We start from the raw sequence: 20,775 nt of genomic DNA on the forward strand, positions 1-20,775 counted from the left end.
TTGCGGCCTAAGATAGCCCAGTTGATATGGCGTTTTAAGGTGGCAATGTGCCAGATGTTATTTCTAAAGCGACAATGTTGGCACCCAGCCAATTTGCGTTCACGTTAGACGCAAATCGTCCCGTATTGAGTAATGCGCGCAATCTCGAGGCCGAAATGGGCGTCGAGCCCCATTCTCACCCTCGGGGGCAGTTACTTTGGGCGGCAAAAGGGATTTTACGGGTTCAGAGCGATAATGCGGTTTGGGTGGTGCCATCGACCCATGCCGTGTGGCTTCCCAGTGGGTGCCGACATCAAATTAACTGTGAAACCCAAGCTCATCTTCGCAATTTATATATCGATCCCAGTTATCGCGTTAGAGTGCAGGACACGCAGGTGGTGATGGTTACTATGACGCCGCTAATGCGTGAAATGGTGCTGAAGCTATGCCAAGACGCCACAATGGAACCAGCCAAGTATTTTCGCCTAGGCTTAAGTGCCATAGACGAGTTAGATGCGCTAGACAGTGTGAATACCTATTTGAATGCGGGCTCGGATCCGCGTCTTGGTCGAGTGATCCAACTGTTGATCAAAAAACCGCAGGCGGAGTATACCTTGGCCGAATTAGCCCAAGGCGCGGGGGCGAGTATTCGAACCATAGAACGACTCTTTAAAGCCGAAACCGGACAGACCTACAGGCAATGGCGCCAAAGATACCGATTACTCAACTCCCTTGAGCGGTTAACCCAAGGGGAGAGCACGACGGGTGTGGCCCATAGACTTGGGTATTTGAGTGTCAGTAGCTTTAGCGCAGCATTTAAAGCCCTATTTGGTTGCACGCCACAGGAATACGCCCAAAAAAGCGTGCAAGCCACAGCCCTAAGTAACAGGTCTACAGCAGTCTAGTGATGAGCTGGGCTCTTTGTGGCTCAAGCTCATTCAAACCTTGTTGATAGCGGTCAAATGGTGGAATGCTAGAGCAGAGGACAAATTTACCTAGCGGGTTATACATAAACTGACCGACGACAGCGATAGACAAATGAGCAGGGCAAGTCTGCAGAGGTGTTGTACCATCTAAAATCGCCGCGTAGCGATTCGCCGTGTCTTGATGTTGCATTAACGGTGTCAGTAACCATTGCGTCACTGTTGCAGTGATATCTTCACCATCAATTGCCTGTAATGCTTTGGTCATGCCTGTAAAGTAATACCATTCACCCGCTTTCGTGCGCTCAAACGACATCACAGCTGAAGGAACAGGCATCTGCCAGCTAACGGGAATAGCGCTGCTGAGTTGAGCGTGTGGTAATTGCTTTAAGACCAATTCGCCAAATTTCATATTTGTTGTGATGCCGTTTTGACTAACGGTTTTTATCAGTAGCACATGGGTGTTGGCTGCTACGCGTTGCCAAAACAACATATCTTGATTAATCACATCGGCAATCTGCTGCGCAGACATGGTATGAGCGTGAGCCAGTAAATCGATGAAGTAGAGTTTCTGTGCCGTGAGCAGATGTGAAAGTGATGGAGAAGACAAAAAGACATTAAACTGGCTGCCTTCTTGCCAAGTATCTAACTGAATTAATGTTTTATATCGCGCGATTAATTCGGCGTTTGTTACGAGGAGTTCGTCAAAAGGCGTTTGTTCTGCCAGTACAGGAAGACAACTGGACATAAAATCATCACGGTTAATGCACTCGTTGAATGGTGTTTGCGGTTTATCTATAGGAGTTGTGTTTAGTGTTGGGGAACGTTCCAAAATGCCAAGCTGTTGTATGGTTTTGAGTCGAGAAATCCCGGCATCCATAGGTGAGCCGCCACTATTCACATCAAAGCCCAGTGCATAGAGATACGCATTCTGAGCTTGGTTGTCGGCTAACGCCTTATCACTCTTTTGAATTTCGTCTAGGTAGGCTTTAGCCTGTTCTGAAGCTGGGCTATCTTTCATGTTGATGACGACAAGGATCAGATAAAGACTCACTGGCACCAAGAATAGCGTGAGCAAAATCCATTTGATTGCGGTTTTTAAATGTTTCATCAAAACTCCATTTATCGATAAATTAACAAAATCGCAAACAGGTTAACATTTAAGCCGACTTCTGTAAGTCAATTTTTTATTTAAACAACTGCAATAAAAACAAGTATTCACGTAAAAATCAGAGAATACCTCAACTGTGTACAGATGGATGATGTGGGCGAATTGAAGGTATTAAGTCGGTTCTGAATGAAATGCAGCTTTGGATCATAAAGCCCGCAAAACTGAGGTTTTGCGGGCTTTACTTACTGGGATCAGCCTTAAAAACTATTTCAATGCTTCTGGGACTATAGGGTAGTTATCCCATACTTGACCGTCGCTCATTGAACGCACCAGCTTGATATATTCAGCGTGGGTCCAGGCGAGCGGGGTGGCGGAGTTAGTGCCTTGGCCGAGTTGATATTGGTAACGTGTGGTGTTACCCACACCGTCCCATGCTTGCTCGGGGAGCATTAGCCCCGCGTTGGCGAAGGTTTCCATCCCTTGCACATAGGTATTGATAAGCTGCTGTTTGGTTTGCTGCGCGTGAGCACCGCTTAGCTCTCCCTTGGCACTGGCAAGGGCCAGCTCAAAATGGCCACGTTCACCGGTGAAGAAGGGCCAGACGCGGCCGCGTTGGTTGTCGCTATTACTGCCCGATTCGGCGTAGTTTGCGCCAGTGAGAGTATCTTCACCGTAGCCATCGTTACCGTAACGCCTAAAGCCGGGAACGCTGCTGCCATCTTTTGCAGTAAAGTTGTATTTGAGGCGTAAATTGTCCTCAAGCTCAGTATTATCCACCAGTGCTAGGCTTTGATTAATCAGCTTATCGGTGGCGCCACGCACGCCATAGCGCACCAACTCTAAAAAGCCGCCATCGAGGATCTGACGTTGATCTAATCCCGCACGACCATTATTAGCGGCGAGTTGCTCGGCGGTGTTTGGCTCACCGTTGGGGCTTAATCGCAGATAATAAGGCGCCTTTATGCCTTGACTATCTGTAAGCAAACCTTGAGTCGTCACTAAGTGTTTTTCAAGTTGTTGATTAAGCGTTTTGGCGGTTGCGAGATAACGCTGACTGGCATCGCTATCGTTTACAGCCTTGGCAATATCACTCGCGGCCACTAAACCTGCGATCACTGCGGCCGTGGTGGAAGGCGAATAACCAGCTTGTTCTTCCCAACGTTCTTGTTGGGTTTTCGGTGGCGTAATTTGCGTGTGATTCCAGTCAAGATTCACCTCGCCGCCGCTGACTAAAAAGTCCGCCGCGGCTTTTAGCATCTCTTGATACCAATGGCTCAGTTCCGCTTGGTTGAGTACGCCTGCCTGCCAGAGTTTCCAGCCGAGCATGATCGGCATAGCCGTTTGGTCGAGCTGCACGCCCACCCATTCGATTTGGCCATCCACATGGGTCTTTTGTAAAAACCAACCGGGTGTGCCGCTAAAACCTGGAGTTTTGTCGCTCACTTGCACCTTTTTAAGGTACTCAAAGGCGACTTTAGGCGTTTGTGTATCGCCCATGGCGAGAAATGCCATGGCGCACTGGTAAAAGTCTCGGGGCCAAACGGCCTTGTAGCCCGTGCTGGGTGTGACAGCAGGGACTGTATCGCCCCAAGGATTAGAAAGCGACGCGATAAGGGCGCCCGCGTAGGTTTTATCTTCCTGCGCCTTGAGTACCATGGCACTGGTATACAGCAGCTTGCCATTATCTGTGGTGCTTTGCGCCATATCAGGCATCGCGGGTAACGATTGTAAATAACTGTGCCAACTGGCGTTGTATTGACTGAGCACAGCGTCATACCCCGCCGTTAAGCTGGCGTTGGCACTGGCTAAACTGCTGGCCTCATCCTGGCCAAAACCAATCGCTAAATTCACATTAAGAGGTTGATTAGCTTGGAGTGCTGGATAACTGGCGGTAAAAGCAATGTTGCCTTGAGTAGGCTTCTCGGCGTTGCTGGTGGCCTGATACAGCGTATCGAGCTTGCCGTTATCGGCTAAATCGGCCAAACCGTCGGATACACCGACAAAGCCCGTGGTCGCCTGCGTAAAATCGATATCCGATTTAACCGTCATCACGCTGCTGTGTGGGTCAGCGGTGCGAGCGATAAGGGCTTGATGATCGATTCTGCCAATATCATTCGCGCCCGCATTATCGATATGGGGGTTAACGTATAAATGTGGTGTGATGCCTGCTTCAAAGGCGGTAAACGTCACGCGCATCATCAGCGTATCGCGGTCGGGATCGGTAAAGATATGTTTTTCTATCTGATACTTACCTTCAACGTCGCGATTGATAATCTTATAGGCCAAGGATAGTGGGCGGCCATTGGCGTCGGTATCTAAGTATTCAATGCTGCTGATGGTGTTGTCTTTCTCGGTATCGACAAAGCCATTGCCGGTGATCACAAATTGCAACTCTTTGAGCTGAGCATTGTGAATAAGGCCGTACATGGTCTCGGTTAAAATCCCCTGCGCGACGGAGAACCACACTCGGCTAATGGGACTTTGGGCACTATCTTGATATTGACCTTGGGTATAAGGCTCATAGGAGGTGCCTATGCCGGTTTTGCCCGAGAACGCCCAAGTCGGTGCTTTACCCGGTGCGCCGGGGGCAATCTGTGCGTTCGCGCCACTGTCTTTGGTTATGGTCGGTGCAGAAGCGTCTGTGCCTGTTTTGGGAGCTGAGGGTGAACAACCGCTTAAACTGGCTAAGCCTATAAGGCTCGCTGCGATCGCAAGCGCAATCGGCTTACGGGTTAAGTTGCTGCGAACCTGTTGCAGACTTACTGTTGTCGATGTCATATCAAAATCTCCCCAGTCAAAAGTTGGTGCTAATTGCGATTTATTCTAGTTGTAAGCTATGTGGCTAAGTCTTGGCGTTTGAGTCGCTCAAACGCCAAGCTTGCCGAGCAAGTAGGGTAAACGGTTTGGATTAGGTGTGCTGTGTATACGCTTTAGGTTGCTCAACAAAGAGCACCGCAATCCCGGCGCAGAGCATCAGAACGCCGCCGGTGATCAGGGCATAGATGGGCTGACCATCAAATAATCCATTAAGAATTAAGCCTAAAACACTGGCTGCGAGCAGCTGTGGGATCACGATAAAGAAGTTAAAGATCCCCATATACACGCCCATTTTTTTCGGGGGTAAGGCGCCGGATAACATGGCGTAGGGCACGGAGAGAATCGAAGCCCAAGCGATACCCACGCCAATCATGGGCAGCCATAACAGACTGGGGTCTTTGATAAAATAGAAACTGACCAACCCAAAACCGCCGCAGAACATATTAAAGGTGTGAGTCAGTTTGATGCCGATACGTTTAGCAAGCAGTGGGATAAACAGGGCAGCAATGGCCGAAAACCCATTATAGGAGGCAAACAGCACACCCACCCAATCGGCGCCATCGTTATAGGGCTTAGACAACACATCGCTGCTGCCGAAATGGTAGGACGTCACCGCCGAGGTGGTGTAAATCCACATCGCAAATAGCGCGAACCAGGAGAAAAACTGCACAACAGCCAACTGATGCATGGCCTTAGGCATATGGAATAAATCGTCGACCACATTAAAGACAATACCTAGTTGCGAGCGTTGTGAGAGCGTTGATTTGCTTAAACGCAGGGCGCAGTAAAGTTGCAATGGGCCAAAGGCAAAAATCCCTAAGCTTAAAATATACAGCTGTTTATCTAAATCCTGCGTCCACACCGCAAGAGTCAGTAGTGCACCTACGGCCATCCAAACGATAGCGGCAAATTGATAATTCTTATGGGTGCGAGTGCGCGTTTGGTTCTCTTCAGAGTTAGAGTCTGTGTTGCCATGAAAGGCGGCAAGTTCGTCGGGGGAATATTCTTTTGTGGAGATAACAGTCCAAGCAACGCTCAGAAACAGCACTGCGCCACCAAAATAGAAGGCATAACGCACCGAATCGGCGATTTCGCCCGCGGGCGCCGTATTGGCAACATTAAAGAAGTTGCTGAGAATATAGGGCAGGGCCGAGGCAACAACAGCACCGATGCCGATAAAAAAGCTTTGCATGGCATAGCCTTGAGTGCGCTGTTTTGGGGGTAAATTATCCCCAACAAAGGCACGGAAGGGTTCCATGGCAATATTGATTGAGGCATCCATAATCCACAGCATGCCTGCGGCAATCCATAGGGTGGGGGAATGCGGCATCACAAAAATTGCGAGAGTGGTACAAATGGCGCCGATTAAAAAATACGGCCGGCGGCGACCTAAGCGCCCCCAAGTGTTATCGCTCAGATAACCAATAATAGGTTGAACCAGCAGACCCGTTAACGGTGCGGCAATCCACAGGATAGGAATATCATCGATAGAAGCGCCAAGGGTTTGGAAAATGCGGCTGACGTTGGCGTTTTGCAGCGCAAAGCCAAATTGGATCCCCAAAAAGCCAAAGCACATATTGAAGATTTGCCAGAAATTCAGCTCGGGTTGCACCCTATGCACGGCGCGCAGCGCCACCTTGGGCGAGAAATTCTCTAATGGGGTAACCGTTTGTTGATCCGCGGACATGCAACTTCCCTTCAGTAGCGGGCAGCGGGGCTGCCTTGAGTCATTTATCGTTATAATGTGTGGCCTATCTGTGGCCCTTTGCTCAGTTTTACGCGTGTTGTGCTAGTGTCAAAAAATGCATCACCGCTTGGCCGTGTAGGTGAAAAAATGGCGAATATACCTCTCCCTCAGAAGCATATTCGCCAATAAATTCATTTTCATACTCTATGATGCAAATGCTCAGTAGCAGAAAAGAACCTAAGCCTGACAGCTATCCTCAAAGGCAACCACCAGAAACGACCTCACAGTGTTCAACCCCACAAGCAGAGGGTGAAACTAGCGAATTTATAGTAGCCGCAGCGTCGATTGACACACAACCGCTTACATACGTATTCATCATTCCTTGGTAACTCGGGATAAACAGCTGTGTAACCTACTGCCGATTTTACACTCATATGGAATGGCCTGGATATCTAGCGATTAGACAAAGTTGTAAGCTCAGCATTTACTGAGCTTATATTATTGATACAGAACAAATAATAGATCAGTATGGCAACGGGCTCTCTTAAGTGGCCATTATTGGCACCGCTAAAAATATATTATGTTTTTGAATATAAAGGATATCTATGTTTGTTATCACCTTAACCTATAAAAAGCCGCTCGCAGATGTTGAGCTGCACTTAGCCGCACACATTGCTTATCTCGATGAGTATTACGGCAAGGGCGTTTTCATCGCCTCAGGCCGTAAGGTACCCCGTACTGGCGGTGTGATCCTTGCCAAGGCAGAGTCGCGCGATGCCCTAGAGGCAATTTTGCAGCAAGATCCATTCTACAGCGAAGCGGTGGCCGAGTTCGAAGTGGTAGAATTTGTGCCAACGAAGACGGCACCAGGATTAGAGCAACTCCTTGAAGTGCTTTAACGATGATTTGCTGAAGGGAAAACTCGGCTTTGTGTCCCTTGGTTATATCGATTATCCCGCTTATCTGGCATAGCTTGGATAAATAGCTTAGATGAATTGCTTAGATAAATAGTTTGGATCGAGGCTATGGATACATAGGCAGGCGCTAAGGGAAAGTCGCCCTTAGTGTCTTATGTTATAAGTGTTTTATGTTAAAAATTGGTATCAAAGCAAGACATAAGAATGCCAAACGCTATCAATCCTATGGCTTGGAAAAGGATTAAAACTAACCTGCATGCTCCGTCTATGATTGAATGTTTGGGGGAATTTATCCAATATTTTGCCGTTGAGTTTGGTATCATGCTATTTTCCCCTAGAAGCCTGACGCAGGTTTCCGCTGTATGAGTCCCGCTTTTTATGTCTATTCAAACGCTGTTATCGACGGCTCTGGCCAAGCGCCATGATTTTTTACTGCAAGCAGAACAAGACCATACCGATTGCTTTCGGGTGTTCCATGGCACAGTCGAAGGTGTCAGTGGTTTGAATGTCGATCGCTATGGCGATAATTGGTTAGTGCAGAGTTTTCACCAAACCTTAACCGCTGCGGAATTAGCTGAAATTGTGGAAGTGCTCACCCAAGAAGTGGCTCTGCCTGTGGTGTATAACGATCGCTCCGCTGGTCATTCCCGCGTGCTCAATGTATTAAGCCCTGAACTGGATGATATTGCTTGTGCCGAGTTGGTGATGCAGGAAAATGGGATTAAATTCACCACTAAGCTGCGCCACGAAGGACAGGATCCGCTGCTATTTCTTGATATGCGTATTGGTCGTGAGTATGTGCGGGCACACAGCCAAGATAAAACCGTGCTGAATTTGTTTTCTTATACCTGTGGTATCGGAACCGCAGCTGCCATGGGCGGCGCAGAACGAGTTGTGAATGTTGACTTTTCCTCCTTTGCACTCGCCGCTGGCCGAACCAATGCCGAGTTAAACCAAGTGTCAGAGGTATGTGAATTTGTGCAGAGTGATGCGTTTCCGGCCCTGCGCCAATTAGCTGGTTTAAATGTGGGTGGACGTCGCAATCAAAAATTGCCGAGTTACCCTAAATTGCCGCAAACTCAGTTTGATCTGGTGTTCCTCGATCCTCCTCGTTATGCCAAGAGTGCCTTCGGAATTGTCGATTTAGTTAATGATTACCAAGGGTTATTTAAACCCGCGTTATTATCAACCAAGGCCGGTGGCACAATCGTGTGTTGCAATAATGTCGCGAAAGTAGACCGACAAGATTGGTTTGATAGCCTAGTACGCTGCGTTGAAAAACAAGGCCGAGGTGTGACTGAGCACACTTGGCTCGATCCCCATGAGGATTTCCCGTCGTTCGATGATAATCATCCACTTAAAATTGTTGCGTTGACCTTAAGCTAACGGCATAGCGATACGAACGACACAGTGATATCAACAAGCAGGGCACCCGATTCGGTGCCCTGTCTATTTGTCGATTTATGCGCCGCTAGATGGGTTGTAAATGGAAGGCGATCGCGATGCGGTTCCAACCATTAATGGCGATGATGAGACAAGTGAGATCGACAATCTCCTTCTCTGAATAATGCTCGGCGAGCGCAGCGTATTCACTGTCGTGCACCGGCGATAGGGCGACGCGAGTTAAGGTTTCCGTCCAGCGTAGCGCAGCTTGCTCTCGTGCATCAAAGAGATCATCGACCTCGTGCCAAGCGGCCAGTAAATCTAAACGGCGCTGGGTTTCACCGTCGTGGCGCGCTTCCTCGGCGTGCATTCGCTGACAAAACGCGCAGCCATTGAGTTGCGATGCCCTCAGCTTGACTAAATGTACCAATAATGGCGAAAACGCCGAGTCAGCGGCCGCTTTATCTAGGCTAATGAGTGCCTTGGCGAGCTCGGGTTGGAGTTGGTAAATCTGTTGGCGCGGAATACGTTCTGACATAGAGCCTCCTGTAAGTTGAGGCTTGAATCTAAGGGATTAATCGTCCTTGATATTGGAGATTTGCGACATCTTACGTTTTTTATATTGTCCCGGTGTTTGCTGCATCACCCGTAAAAAGTGCTGATGTAGATGGGCTTGATCGTAAAATCCACAATCGAAGGCCACCTGCGCGAGACTAAGCGACGGCGATTGACTCAATAGGTTGCGGGCAATTTTTACTCGATTCAGCTGCAATAACTGCGCGGGCGATAAACCCGTTTCCTGTTTAAATTTGCGTTCATATTGGCGTCGACTCATGGGGAGTTGCCCGTAAAAGGTATCCAAATTGGCTTGGGTTTGGATGAGTCGAGGCAGAGTTGCCGGCACTAGGCTCATGCGCGTCGATAAGCTTAAGTCTAATTGCTGCGCTCGTTGCAATAGCCAACGTTCCACGAGGGCGATACGCTCGCAAGGTGGTGGCGTATCAACGAGTTGGTATAAGAGCGTTGTTAAACCAACAATGGGCCACTGGGTCACATCGATAACGCTTGCTGTCGTATCGGCCTGCATGGCGGCAAGCTCAACCCCTAGTAAATGGAAGGCGCCACCGGGCTGAAAACGCACCGTAATTTGCTCGGTACCCGGTGCGAAGCTGTGGTAATGCCGCTGCTGGCCCGAGTAAAAATACACCGAAGGCGCGTCGCTAATGTCGGGTGATGGCAAATAAAAATGCAGGCTTGTACCGCCATCGGGATAGAAGGTTTGGTCGATTGGCTTAAGTAAATCCGCCGCGACACGCAAATGAAAATAGCGCTGCACCCAAGGGCGCAGTGGGGCAATGGCTTGAAAATGATTAAAGCCTAAGTGGACAAATTGGGTCTCGAAACGCTTAAAACTGCGCATTTCGAGTTCATTGGCCGTGTATCGCAAGCTAGGCACCATTAAGCGTTTGGGGAGTTTAGCTTAAGCTAACTTTCGATGATTTGCATCCGTATTGAGTGTGATTTGGTGGTGGAGGGCGTGGTCCTGCTCAAAAGAAACCTGCCAACGGTTGTTAGGTGCTGTAACTGAAGCTAAGTAACTTAAGCAAAGTAACGAAGGTGTATATTCCGCCCTAACACAGCCACGATTACGAAACAGATTGTCCACCATTCCGAAAAAAGTTGTCCAGTCTTCCGCTGGAAACCGGCCATTATAAAGTTGATTTGTCGTTTACTTAAATCTAAATAGCTTATGGATTAATCCAAAAACTACCCCATACGAAACAATAGCCTCAATTGCAATCGATAGTAGAAACAAAATGACATTTAAGTAGCCAATTTCTGCAATTGGTACATTTTCATTTTGTTTGAAACCCATATATTGCCCAGTAATATTTAAAAACAATACGAATATAAAACTAGCCAAACCTGCCCCTAAGGTATATATCGAATATCTAAATAAATCATTATTGTTTTTCATTTAGTTTTTTTGCCCCTGCATCTCCCGTAGCTACACTGGCAGCCAAAGGCTGCGCCTGCTTTTATTTCTGCTACAGCTCGATTCCCCGGTGTTGTACTCAAAGATTTTGACCCCTCTAAAACCCTTTGAGATGATGATGCTGTCATATTATGGGTAGCTTGTGTAGCCGAATTATTAGGAAGTCCTCTAGCGGCAAAAACCTTGCAAGTGTTTTATGAGCATCCCATGTGGGTAGCGCTGGCAGAGGGACCACTCGATGCAGACTATTGGCAACGCTTTTATCAATCGCTTCCGATTTCCATACAACAACTGATTTTTTAAACGCAATCCCAGTGGTTCTCAGCCAAAATCATTGAAGATCATCAGAGAAAGTACCGTGCAACGGCTATTAAGAATATGGAATTATGACGCCTTTGCCTGCCTTCTCGCACTTTGCCGCGATAAGTGCGTTACTGTTGATTTTCAAGCACAGCAAAGTCTGTCCTTCGTCATACACAAATACGTTTAATATCTGCTTATCAGTGATTTCAGCCATATCCCATGTTGTTGTGGACGTACTTTGAGCAAGTGATTGTCGAAGACTCACGTTTATCACAATGCCATTTTGGATCTATGGTAAGGAGGGGGTGAGCAGAACTTTAGCTATGCGCAAGCCATGCTGAATTTTCTACTAGCCGCAGAAGATTTAGGTATTGTCAGCAGTCTTAAATGCCAACAGCTCTTTTTGTATTGGAAATTACAAGGGGGAACTCAACTGATAAGCCAAGAGTTAGCGCAGGCCTTCAATGATCCCCATTGCGTGCTACCAGAGACTAAGTTGGGGCTGAATTGGCTCATCGCAACGAGGAACAAGCACTTAGCCAAACATCAACAAGTGAGCATAAGGCACTAACCAAGTGGCCAATCATTAACGGAAAGCTGGCCAGATTGTTTTGACACTGCTGGCCAAACAAAATCGGAAAGCTGGTCAAAAATGGCGGAATATACAGAAGGGACTCAATAATAAGAAATAGTCACCAAGAACGGGTTCTCGGTGACTATTGTAATGACCAATGTCGCTACGATTACGGTTGCAATAGTGACTGTCGCTCAAGGCTTTTAAGCGTCCATTATAGCGCTTGAGGTTACAGTGCTTTAAAGCGGATCGCTGTGCCGCCACTGCTGGCTAACTGTAATGTCAGGCTATCCTTGGCGCTAACCTCTTTGGTTTCAATCACATAATCATAAGGATTGGTTTTCCAATCGGCTTTAGCGCCATCACGGTAGATATGTGCTTGATAGCGTTTGTTTGGGTCGAGGAAATCCAGTTTTACCTTGACTTCGCGGGCATTTTCATCGGTCAGCGCGCCTAAGTACCAGTCCTGTTGATCCTTGGCTTGGCGGGCAAACACCACATAGTCACCCACTTCGCCAGCCAGTGCGATACTTTGATACCAGTCTGTTGGTACATCGCGAATAAATTGGAAAGCATCTATGTGTTTTTGATAATTACGCGGTAAGTCGGCGGCCATTTGGATTGGGCTATAGAGCACTACATACAGGGCGAGCTGCTTCATCAAGGTAGTTTGCACACGGTTTTCGGCATCTAAGCCCTTAGGCGCTAAGTCAAAAATCCCTGGGGTAAAGTCCATAGGGCCTGCCAGCATGCGGGTAAAGGGCAGCATGGCGGTGTGCTCTGGGCTATTTGGTGGGCTGCCCCAGGCATTATATTCCTGTCCACGTGCGCCTTCGCGGGCAAGCCAGTTCGGATAGGTGCGACGAAGCCCAGTATCTTTAATCGGCTCATGGCTGTTGATGCTGATATGGTGCTTTGCTGCTTCAGTCACGCTGTGCAGATATTCGCCTACCATAAACTGACCGTCGTGCCATTCGTGACGGGTAATACCGTTCTCATCGATGCGTTTGATTTGTCCACCGTCAGCCACATAGCCGGTTTTGACTTGGGTGACGCCATGTTTTTCATACAGGGCGAAGGCATCATCCATTTGATTACGGTAATGGGTTACTGAGCCTGCGGTTTCATGGTGACCAATTAGGCGCACGCCTTTTTTCGCGCCGTAGGCGGTAATGGCCGGTAAATCGAAATCATCATAGGCCTTGGTAAAACTGAATTGGTCGCCATTATGGAACCAATCACCATCCCAACCTTGGTTCCAACCCTCAACCAAGACACCATCAAACTGGTACTTGGCGGCGAAATCCATATAGCGCTCTGTTTCGCTAGTGGTTGCGCCGTGTGTTGGGCCCGAGCCCCAAGTGTTTTCATTGAGGTGCATCCCCCACCAAATACCGACATATTTGCCCGGTTTAACCCAAGAGACATCCCCCAGTTTATTGGGCTCGTTCAAGTTGAGGATAAGGTGCGAATTAAGCAGTCCCATGGCCTTGTCGGCGATTTGGATCGTGCGCCAAGGGGTATAAAAGCCCGCTTGGGTTTTAACGCGAATACCATCTGACCAAGGAGTGAGATCGGCCTTGAGGTTGCCATCGCGCTGTTGATCGAGGGTCATCGAGGCAAAATCAACTAACGCCGCCTCGTGAATGCTTAAATGGGTGCCATCGACCAGTTTAAAGGTAAAAGGGGTGTGGGCTCGGTCGACCTGATTGAGCGCGCTGGTGCGATACAGATATTCGTAGCGGTTCCATCCACGAGAAGGGATCCACCAGGCGGTGGCTTTATCACTCTGGCCAATATTAAATTCGGTGAGTTCATCGGTAATGGCAAGCGGTGTATTGGTCGGCAGTGCGTTTTGGGCTGCTAAGTGATAACGAAAACCGATGCCATCGTCAAAGGCTTTAAACTCGAGGTTTAATTCGATTTTACCGTCGGTTAATACCACGTTCAGTTGATTGTGTTGATCCTTTATCCACTCTTGTTCACCCCAAGGTTGTTGCCATTTTTCATCGGCGCTGGCGCTGTGGCTCGATTTGATGCGAAGACCTTGGCCTAATTCACCCAATGAAGCAAAGACTAAGCCTAAGCGGCTTGGTTCGATAATCGACTTGCCATGAAACTGGACTTGGTATTCGGGACGGCCGGTATCATCACTCAGACTCAAGACGATTTGCTTATCGGGTGAGCTTAGGTTGAGGGTCTGTGCTGTGGCACTGGTGCTGAGCAGGCTGCCAATGCTGAGTGCTAGCAAGCAGGGCGTGAATAGGCTGGCGGCCCAATGGCGGCTATTTCGTGTTGGCGAGTTGATGTGGCGTGCGTGGGTAAGAGGATTGCTGAACATTCCCTGATCCTTGTTTTTATAGTGAATATGGGTCAATGCATACTAGTGGCGATGGCTTTTTGCTCGCAATGGTTTGCATACGTATTCACCAGTGTGATCTAGAGGCTGCCAACCTGATGACAAAGCCTAATAGAGATGGGTTTTGCCCGCTGACTCGGGTAGAATGCACGGCTTTATTGCGTTCAAGTTTGTATGGGCGCGCTTTTGGGGATCTCAGCGGTGAAAATCAGTCAGCGATTACAGCAGATCAATCAGATGGTGGGTCCAGGATACGATCATATTTGGGACTGCTGCTGCGATCATGGTTTACTCGGCATGCTGTTACTGCAAAGAAATGCCGCACCTAAGGTGCATTTTGTCGATTGTGTCGCGCCCTTGATGCAGCAACTGAGCATCGAGTTAGCGCGGTTTTTTCCGCAGCAGCATGAAGTTGAAAATACAGACATCCCCCAGAGTGAATGGCAAGTGCATTGCCTCGATGTGGCAGCATTACCACTGGAGCAGTACGGAAAGCAAGCCAAGCACTTAGTGATTATTGCGGGTGTGGGTGGTGAGTTATTGGTTGAACTGGTGCGCAGTATTGTGGTGCGTTATTACGCCTACACGCTCGAGTTTATTTTGTGTCCCGTGCATCATAATTATCATGTGCGCAGCTCGCTGGCTGAGTTGGGATTATCCCTAAAATATGAATATTTACTCGAAGAAAACCAGCGTTTCTACGAGATTCTGCATTTAACTCATTCGAATGCCGCTTCAGGGACCAATGAAACGGCACTTTTAAGTTCGACTGGCTCAATGATGTGGCAAGGGTTAGATGCGGATAAAACCAGGCTGGCTAAGCGTTATCTTGGGCAGACAATCGGCCACTACCAGCGTATCCCCGAGAGCCGTTTGCCTAACAAGCCGCAAATTGTGGCGGCCTATCAGCAAATCTTGCTGCAACTAAACAACTGAATTAACAAATTTCAAGCGCACGTTTTGTCGAGCGTTTTACTTGAAAACGGTTTTGCTCTGTAAATCCATGAAGTTGGTTTATGCTAGTAAGCCGTTAATCTTGAGTCTTATTATGCGTTTATTGAAGTCCACCCAAGCTGCCAATCTAAATCTTAATCAGGCGAAGATCTTTTATCGTCAAGCCGCACGCGCCATTGTGCTGTCGGGGGAAGATATTTTGCTGCTCTATACCCAAAAATATCGCGATTACGGTTTGCCAGGCGGTGGGGTAGATAAGGGTGAGAGCCTCGAAGTCGGACTTATCCGCGAGTTACAGGAAGAAACCGGCGCCATTGCCGCTAGAGTGTTAGCACCCTTTGGCCGTTATGAGGAATATCGTTCCTGGTTTCGCGAGGACGCAAACGTAATGCATATGGACTCTTACTGTTATCTATGCGAAATCGATATGAGCCAAGGCAATCGCGGGCTGGGTGAGCCAAAGCTCGAAGCCCATGAGATAAAAAATGGTATGCGCCCCGAGTGGATCAATATCCATCAAGCGATTGCCCATAATGAAGAGATCCAACGGACGTTTGCCAATAAAGGGCAATCCATCGACAGGGAAACCTTTCTGCTTAAACGGATAGTCGAAGAGTTGTTGTAGATAAAGGCTTGTTTGATAGCCTTGTTGGTTTTGCGACATAATAAGCCACCCAGAGGATGGCTTGTATACTAGATCACCGTTAAATAAATACAGAAGAAATGGCTCATCGCCCCCGCCAGCACAAACAAATGCCAAATCGCATGGTTATACGGAATGCGTTTGCCCACATAAAAGATCACCCCTAGGGTGTAAAATAATCCACCCAACAGCAGCAGATTAAATCCCAGCGGAGTCATTGCCGCGGTCAGATCGCCAATTACAGTTACGCACAGCCACCCCATCGCCAAATAGACCACGAGACTGATTTTTTTAAAGCGATGAATAAATAAGGTTTTAAATAGAATACCACCGATGGCCAGTGACCAAATCGCCGTGAGGATAATAGTCGAAAGCTGCCCCTGCAGACTGATTAACATCAGTGGGGTGTAGGTGCCCGCAATCAAACAATAGATAGCACAATGGTCGGCAATCTTGAGTCTATGTTTCCAGCCTAGATGCGTTACGCTGTGGTACAGGGTGGAACTTAAAAACAGCAGGATAAGGCTTGTACCATAAATAATAACACCTGTGAGCTGAATATTTGTGAGGTGGTCGGCGCCCTTCAGAATCATAAACACTAAGCCTACCAAGCCCGCAATCACCCCTAGGCCATGGCTGATGCTATTGGCTATCTCTTCACTAAGGCTATACGCACTGATATTCAATGGCTTTTCATGACTCATTTGCGGCTCTATCAAACTCTGGCTTGGCATGCTGTTGATCCACTCGATGGCGATATTGACTGAGTCTATCAGTAGATAAATGGGAAAGCTATAATTAGCTTACACGTGTAAGCTAATTTATTAAGCACCCTTGCCATCGACTATCACTTTTACGAGTCCTGTTTTAGTTGTACCAGATTATGGCACCTGTTTACGACATTATTAATGTCAGCGCCTTGGAACTTTGTTCGACCCGCTTTCTCTAATCCCCCGTAAGATGTCATGGATTTGTTAAGTACTTTATTCACTAAGTACTAAGGGATAGATTTTGCCTATTCGATCGAATATTGCCCCAGAAGATGACCTTAGTTTTGATGCGCAGGGCTGTGCTACAAACGATGAGGATATGCCATTTTCAGCTACGCCTTTTAGCACAAACAATGTGCCTTGTGATAGTAACGCCTCCAGGGATAACAACAACCTCAATTTAATTGAAGTTAATGGTCGTATTTCTCAACAACCATTCCACCAAAGCTCTCGAGAATGGTCGCATTATTTCAATCTTAAGCTATTGCTTTGGGTCATCTTGGGCCATGGCTTACTACTGTTTTTATTAGTTTTTTTATGGTGAACCCAATCAGAACAGTTAGGTTTTTCTTTTACAGAATCTTCAACTAATGCACCTACTGCGACGAAAGCGTTAAAAGCTTATTTTATTTACGCACCGAAAACACAAACCTCGGGAGAGCATTCATTTCAAGATAAATCAGTGAAAGAACCTGTTACTGCGAGCGAGCTGATTACTGTGCCACCAAATCCTGCATCGCCGACAGCTGGTATTGAACAGGCCGCGAAAGTGCCGTCAAAGCCAACTGTAAAACCGACTCCCAAACCGGATGAGCTGCGTGTGAAACCTCCTGAAGTCAGCGCCCAAGCATCAAAAAAATCAGTATCAAATTCATCTGCACAGCGCCAAATCGCGCAGAGTACAAAAGAGTCTGTTAATACGCTGACAAAAACAGAGGTTCAAATAAGCCCAGCCCAAGCGACAAGCACTCACCAGTCAGCTGCCGATGAGCAAAGCGGCGGGGCTGCTGGCAGTGTGGGATTATTTACCCAGCGTTATTTTGAACGTCAGCGTGAGCAAGCCTTAGATGATTTAGTGTTAGAGCAGGCAAATCATTACACTAAACGATCGACTATGTCTGAAATGAGCCCCGAGATGGAGGTGTTGATTGTGCCCAATGCCGACGATTTTAGCGGCCCCACCAGTTTAGATTTAGAACTGGATCCCAATCGAATTGTCCGGAAAGGGGATACCTGCTATCGGGTCGTTAAAGTCGGCACCCAAATTAATCCCTATGCTGAGAATTTAGGGTTCCCCTTCGATTGCAGTGGCAAGAAAATGAATCAAGAAATTGACGATGCTATTAAGGCGCAACTGGATAAAATGATGGTAAAGCGGCCAAAAGGTTAAAAAGTAGTGATGATAAATTTTCACTGAAAATGATGTATATTGTGGATTGTAGAGTTTATTTGAATTAAATTTGTTTTTATACAATATCTTATTCATTCTTTATTTTTGATTGGTAATTTGATTTTTGTCTTGAAATTACGCTTGTTTGTTCGCAGCGCTTCTGCCTATACTTTTGCCCATCTTGTCGGAGTGCCTCTTGGCTGAGACCGTTTATTCGGGATCCGTTGAACCTGATCAGGTTAAAACCTGCGAAGGAAACAAGCATAATAACATCCATTAAATCGTATCAGTGGCAACCTTTTGCCCTGTATTAACCCATCGATTTAGTCGTTATTGAGTCCGCAAATCCACTTAGGGTTTGCAAGGCTCAGCTTCAACACTCAAGTCTCCAGACAAGCAACTCCATTTTTATTTGTTAAAGTGAGATTGCTTATGTCCAGTTTAGAATCGTCCTCAGAATCGATTGCCGTGAACACCCAAGGGCAAACTAGCCGCCGTGCGGCGCGAGCCCAGGCGCAAGCCTTTATCGATACCCTTAAACCATTACAACACCCTAATTCGCAAAAGTTGTATTTGCAGGGGAGTCGTGAGGATCTCCGTGTAGGGATGCGGCAAATTCTGCAAACCGATACGCGGATTGGCGGTACTACAACTGCGCCCATAGTCGAGAAAAATCCTCCCATTCCGGTGTACGACTGCGCAGGACCTTATTCCGATCCGGCTGCGCAAATTAACGTACGCCAAGGCTTAGCCAAACTCAGATTACCTTGGATTATTGAGCGCCAAGATACCGAAGTGCTCGATTGTGCGACCTCAGATTTTACCCAGCAGCGCCTGAAGGATGATGGCTTAGATCATCTGCGCTTCGAAGCCGGCTCAAGTGCGATTGTTCGTCCTCGCCGTGCCTTACTGGGTAAACGCGTGAGCCAATTACACTATGCACGCCAAGGGATCATTACCCCAGAAATGGAGTATGTGGCGATTCGGGAGAATATGGCGCTCGCCGAGGTGCAAGATGAAATCTTAAACCGTCGCGGCCAAGGTGAATCCTTCGGCGCCGTAATCGGTAAACCTATTACCCCTGAATTTGTCCGCGACGAAATTGCCCGTGGGCGCGCCATTATTCCGTTAAATATCAATCACCCTGAAGCTGAGCCCATGATTATTGGCCGTAACTTTCTGGTGAAAGTGAATGCCAATATCGGCAACTCGGCGGTCACGTCTTCCATTGAGGAGGAAGTCGAAAAGTTAGTCTGGTCAACCCGTTGGGGCGCGGACACTGTGATGGACTTGTCCACGGGACGGTATATCCATGAAACCCGCGAATGGATCATCCGAAACTCGCCAGTGCCGATTGGCACAGTGCCGATTTATCAAGCACTGGAAAAAGTCAATGGTGTTGCCGAGCACCTGACCTGGGAAGTGTTTCGCGATACCTTGATTGAGCAAGCGGAGCAGGGCGTCGATTACTTTACCATCCATGCGGGCGTGTTATTGCGTTATGTGCCCATGACTGCCAAACGGGTGACTGGGATTGTGTCCCGCGGCGGATCGATTATGGCCAAATGGTGCTTGAGCCACCATCAGGAAAACTTCCTCTATACCCATTTCCGCGAGATTTGCGAGCTGTGCGTTGCCTACGATGTATCGCTGTCATTAGGCGATGGTATGCGTCCTGGCTCCATTGCCGATGCCAATGATGAGGCGCAGTTTGCCGAGCTTGAGACCTTAGGCGAGCTGGTCAAAATCGCCTGGGAATACGATGTGCAGACCATTATCGAAGGGCCTGGGCATATCCCGATGCAGCTTATCAAGGAGAATATGGATAAGCAGCTTATCCACTGCGCCGAGGCGCCGTTTTATACCTTAGGGCCACAAATTACCGATATTGCGCCGGGTTACGATCATTTCACCTCTGGGATCGGCGCGGCGATGATCGCATGGTATGGCTGCGCCATGCTCTGCTATGTGACGCCGAAAGAACACTTAGGTTTACCCAATAAGCAGGACGTCAAACAAGGGCTGATTGCCTACAAGATTGCCGCCCATGCGGCCGATATTGCTAAAGGTCACCCGGGCGCGCAGATCCGCGACAATGCGTTATCTAAGGCGCGCTTTGAATTCCGTTGGGAAGACCAATACAACTTGGGGCTCGACCCTGACACCGCGCGTGCCTATCACGATGAATCCCTGCCACAGGAGTCGGCCAAGGTTGCGCATTTTTGCTCTATGTGTGGCCCTAAGTTCTGTTCGATGAAGATCACCCAAGATGTACGCGACTATGCGGCAAGTTTAGCGGCGGGTACGTTGTCAGTGGCTTCGTCAAGCCAAAATGTTGAGAGCGCTGAAGCGCTTGCATCGATAAATTCTGCTCCACAAGGGCAATCGAACACAGAAGCAATCCAGCAGATCACAGTCAAAACTCGAGATGAATTAGCGGCGGCCATGGCGCAAAAATCGGCCGAGTTTGCGGCCTCGGGTGCCAAACTGTATCTACCGCTGGGTGATGCTAATACAGCCAATACAGCCAATGAATCGACAAAGCATCAGGATGGGACAGAGCTCAAACCCACAGCACAGGTTGCGGAGGTTTGATAATGACCCCTGCTAAACATGTTAGCCACTTAGCGCCTCAACCTATCGTCTGGACCATTGCGGGTTCAGACAGCGGTGGCGGCGCGGGGATCCAAGCCGACTTAGCCACCATCAAGGATTTGGGCGGCCATGGATGCAGCGTGATCACCACATTAACGGCTCAAAGTTCGGTGGCGGTGGATTTAGTTGAGCCTGTGAGTGATGCAATGCTACTCACACAGCTCTCGACCCTGTTAGCCGATTTACCGCCTCAGGCGATTAAGATTGGTTTACTGGCAAATCAGCAGCAACTGCGCCAGCTTGCCGACTGGCTCGCCGGTTTTAAAATCCAGTTTCCGCAAGTACCCGTTATTCTCGATCCCGTCATGGTAGCA

At 48.1% G+C, this 20,775-nt stretch carries 18 protein-coding genes and 1 riboswitch; of the genes, 10 read left to right on the top strand and 8 right to left on the bottom strand.

What is annotated here, in order from left to right:
• Positions 1–74: 74 nt before the first annotated feature.
• Positions 75–884 (top strand): AraC family transcriptional regulator, encoded by an 810-nt coding sequence (locus ACK5NH_RS13570; protein ID WP_416920906.1) that lies wholly within the window; start codon positions 75–77, stop codon positions 882–884.
• Here ACK5NH_RS13570 and ACK5NH_RS13575 read toward each other — a convergent pair.
• From ACK5NH_RS13575 to ACK5NH_RS13585, 3 genes are all read right to left on the bottom strand, one after another.
• Positions 871–2,013, bottom strand: a complete 1,143-nt coding sequence (locus ACK5NH_RS13575) for a hypothetical protein (RefSeq protein WP_416920869.1) — start codon at positions 2,011–2,013, stop codon at positions 871–873. The two genes, ACK5NH_RS13570 and ACK5NH_RS13575, sit on opposite strands and share 14 nt — an antisense overlap.
• A gap of 264 nt (positions 2,014–2,277) precedes the next feature.
• Positions 2,278–4,791: a glucan 1,4-alpha-glucosidase gene (locus tag ACK5NH_RS13580; RefSeq protein WP_416920871.1), complete on the bottom strand. Its 2,514-nt coding sequence runs from the start codon at positions 4,789–4,791 to the stop codon at positions 2,278–2,280.
• Positions 4,792–4,921: 130 nt separating this feature from the next.
• The gene (locus ACK5NH_RS13585) at positions 4,922–6,517 is read right to left on the bottom strand and encodes an MFS transporter (protein ID WP_416920873.1); all 1,596 of its coding nucleotides are present in this window, start codon (positions 6,515–6,517) and stop codon (positions 4,922–4,924) included.
• 605 nt (positions 6,518–7,122) lie between these two features.
• Here ACK5NH_RS13585 and ACK5NH_RS13590 point away from each other — a divergent pair.
• Positions 7,123–7,416, top strand: a complete 294-nt coding sequence (locus ACK5NH_RS13590) for a YciI family protein (RefSeq protein WP_416920875.1) — start codon at positions 7,123–7,125, stop codon at positions 7,414–7,416.
• A 396-nt stretch (positions 7,417–7,812) separates the two neighbouring features.
• Positions 7,813–8,820, top strand: coding sequence for a class I SAM-dependent rRNA methyltransferase (locus ACK5NH_RS13595; RefSeq protein WP_416920877.1), 1,008 nt, complete (start codon positions 7,813–7,815; stop codon positions 8,818–8,820).
• Positions 8,821–8,905: 85 nt separating this feature from the next.
• On the opposite strand, the gene ACK5NH_RS13600 is transcribed toward ACK5NH_RS13595, so the two are convergent.
• The 3 genes from ACK5NH_RS13600 to ACK5NH_RS13610 form a co-directional block, all read right to left on the bottom strand.
• The gene (locus ACK5NH_RS13600) at positions 8,906–9,355 is read right to left on the bottom strand and encodes a carboxymuconolactone decarboxylase family protein (RefSeq protein WP_416920879.1); all 450 of its coding nucleotides are present in this window, start codon (positions 9,353–9,355) and stop codon (positions 8,906–8,908) included.
• A 36-nt stretch (positions 9,356–9,391) separates the two neighbouring features.
• Entirely contained in the window at positions 9,392–10,276 is an 885-nt protein-coding gene (locus ACK5NH_RS13605) for a helix-turn-helix domain-containing protein (protein WP_416920881.1), read from the bottom strand.
• Between the two features lie 270 nt (positions 10,277–10,546).
• A complete protein-coding gene (locus ACK5NH_RS13610; protein WP_416920883.1) occupies positions 10,547–10,795 on the bottom strand; it encodes a hypothetical protein in 249 nt (82 codons plus the stop codon).
• A 655-nt stretch (positions 10,796–11,450) separates the two neighbouring features.
• Between ACK5NH_RS13610 and ACK5NH_RS13615 the strand changes: the two genes are divergently transcribed.
• Positions 11,451–11,687 carry a hypothetical protein gene (locus tag ACK5NH_RS13615; RefSeq protein WP_416920885.1) on the top strand — a complete coding sequence of 79 codons (237 nt, stop codon included), beginning with the start codon at positions 11,451–11,453 and terminating at the stop codon, positions 11,685–11,687.
• A 232-nt stretch (positions 11,688–11,919) separates the two neighbouring features.
• Here ACK5NH_RS13615 and ACK5NH_RS13620 read toward each other — a convergent pair whose 3' ends face one another.
• Positions 11,920–14,031: a glycoside hydrolase family 97 protein gene (locus ACK5NH_RS13620; protein WP_416920887.1), complete on the bottom strand. Its 2,112-nt coding sequence runs from the start codon at positions 14,029–14,031 to the stop codon at positions 11,920–11,922.
• A 219-nt stretch (positions 14,032–14,250) separates the two neighbouring features.
• Here ACK5NH_RS13620 and ACK5NH_RS13625 point away from each other — a divergent pair, with 219 nt between their 5' ends.
• Together ACK5NH_RS13625 and ACK5NH_RS13630 are read left to right on the top strand one after the other, a co-directional pair.
• Entirely contained in the window at positions 14,251–14,985 is a 735-nt protein-coding gene (locus ACK5NH_RS13625) for a tRNA (adenine(22)-N(1))-methyltransferase (protein WP_416920888.1), read from the top strand.
• Positions 14,986–15,097: 112 nt separating this feature from the next.
• Complete coding sequence (locus ACK5NH_RS13630) at positions 15,098–15,628, top strand: NUDIX hydrolase (protein WP_416920890.1); 531 nt, start codon at positions 15,098–15,100, stop codon at positions 15,626–15,628.
• 68 nt (positions 15,629–15,696) lie between these two features.
• On the opposite strand, the gene trhA is transcribed toward ACK5NH_RS13630, so the two are convergent.
• Positions 15,697–16,380, bottom strand: a complete 684-nt coding sequence (gene trhA / locus ACK5NH_RS13635) for a PAQR family membrane homeostasis protein TrhA (RefSeq protein ID WP_416920892.1) — start codon at positions 16,378–16,380, stop codon at positions 15,697–15,699.
• A 277-nt stretch (positions 16,381–16,657) separates the two neighbouring features.
• On the opposite strand from trhA, the gene ACK5NH_RS13640 reads away from it, so the two are divergent.
• The 4 genes from ACK5NH_RS13640 to ACK5NH_RS13655 form a co-directional block, all read left to right on the top strand.
• Positions 16,658–16,960 (top strand): hypothetical protein, encoded by a 303-nt coding sequence (locus ACK5NH_RS13640; protein ID WP_416920894.1) that lies wholly within the window; start codon positions 16,658–16,660, stop codon positions 16,958–16,960.
• A gap of 138 nt (positions 16,961–17,098) precedes the next feature.
• Positions 17,099–17,806, top strand: coding sequence for a hypothetical protein (locus ACK5NH_RS13645; RefSeq protein ID WP_416920896.1), 708 nt, complete (start codon positions 17,099–17,101; stop codon positions 17,804–17,806).
• Between the two features lie 175 nt (positions 17,807–17,981).
• A riboswitch (TPP riboswitch) is annotated at positions 17,982–18,080 on the top strand.
• A gap of 158 nt (positions 18,081–18,238) precedes the next feature.
• On the top strand, positions 18,239–20,401 hold the full coding sequence (thiC, locus tag ACK5NH_RS13650; protein ID WP_416920898.1) for a phosphomethylpyrimidine synthase ThiC: 2,163 nt from the start codon (positions 18,239–18,241) through the stop codon (positions 20,399–20,401).
• Positions 20,402–20,403: 2 nt separating this feature from the next.
• Positions 20,404–20,775, top strand: a 372-nt coding sequence (locus ACK5NH_RS13655) for a bifunctional hydroxymethylpyrimidine kinase/phosphomethylpyrimidine kinase (RefSeq protein ID WP_416920900.1), incomplete at its 3' end; no start/stop codon positions are given.

This window comes from Shewanella sp. (assembly GCF_047975355.1).
In the GTDB taxonomy this organism is placed as follows: domain Bacteria; phylum Pseudomonadota; class Gammaproteobacteria; order Enterobacterales; family Shewanellaceae; genus Shewanella.

Bases quoted from the DNA above. Each gene is read 5' to 3' on its own strand.
- ACK5NH_RS13595 (WP_416920877.1), top strand. From the start codon at position 7,813: ATGTCTATTCAAACGCTGTTATCGACGGCTCTGGCCAAGCGCCATGAT.
- thiC (WP_416920898.1), top strand. From the start codon at position 18,239: ATGTCCAGTTTAGAATCGTCCTCAGAATCGATTGCCGTGAACACCCAA.
- ACK5NH_RS13575 (WP_416920869.1), bottom strand. From the start codon at position 2,013: ATGAAACATTTAAAAACCGCAATCAAATGGATTTTGCTCACGCTATTC.
- ACK5NH_RS13585 (WP_416920873.1), bottom strand. From the start codon at position 6,517: ATGTCCGCGGATCAACAAACGGTTACCCCATTAGAGAATTTCTCGCCC.
- ACK5NH_RS13615 (WP_416920885.1), top strand. From the start codon at position 11,451: ATGCTGAATTTTCTACTAGCCGCAGAAGATTTAGGTATTGTCAGCAGT.
- ACK5NH_RS13590 (WP_416920875.1), top strand. From the start codon at position 7,123: ATGTTTGTTATCACCTTAACCTATAAAAAGCCGCTCGCAGATGTTGAG.
- ACK5NH_RS13630 (WP_416920890.1), top strand. From the start codon at position 15,098: ATGCGTTTATTGAAGTCCACCCAAGCTGCCAATCTAAATCTTAATCAG.
- ACK5NH_RS13570 (WP_416920906.1), top strand. From the start codon at position 75: ATGTTGGCACCCAGCCAATTTGCGTTCACGTTAGACGCAAATCGTCCC.
- trhA (WP_416920892.1), bottom strand. From the start codon at position 16,380: ATGCCAAGCCAGAGTTTGATAGAGCCGCAAATGAGTCATGAAAAGCCA.
- ACK5NH_RS13620 (WP_416920887.1), bottom strand. From the start codon at position 14,031: ATGTTCAGCAATCCTCTTACCCACGCACGCCACATCAACTCGCCAACA.
- ACK5NH_RS13580 (WP_416920871.1), bottom strand. From the start codon at position 4,791: ATGACATCGACAACAGTAAGTCTGCAACAGGTTCGCAGCAACTTAACC.
- ACK5NH_RS13610 (WP_416920883.1), bottom strand. From the start codon at position 10,795: ATGAAAAACAATAATGATTTATTTAGATATTCGATATATACCTTAGGG.
- ACK5NH_RS13600 (WP_416920879.1), bottom strand. From the start codon at position 9,355: ATGTCAGAACGTATTCCGCGCCAACAGATTTACCAACTCCAACCCGAG.
- ACK5NH_RS13605 (WP_416920881.1), bottom strand. From the start codon at position 10,276: ATGGTGCCTAGCTTGCGATACACGGCCAATGAACTCGAAATGCGCAGT.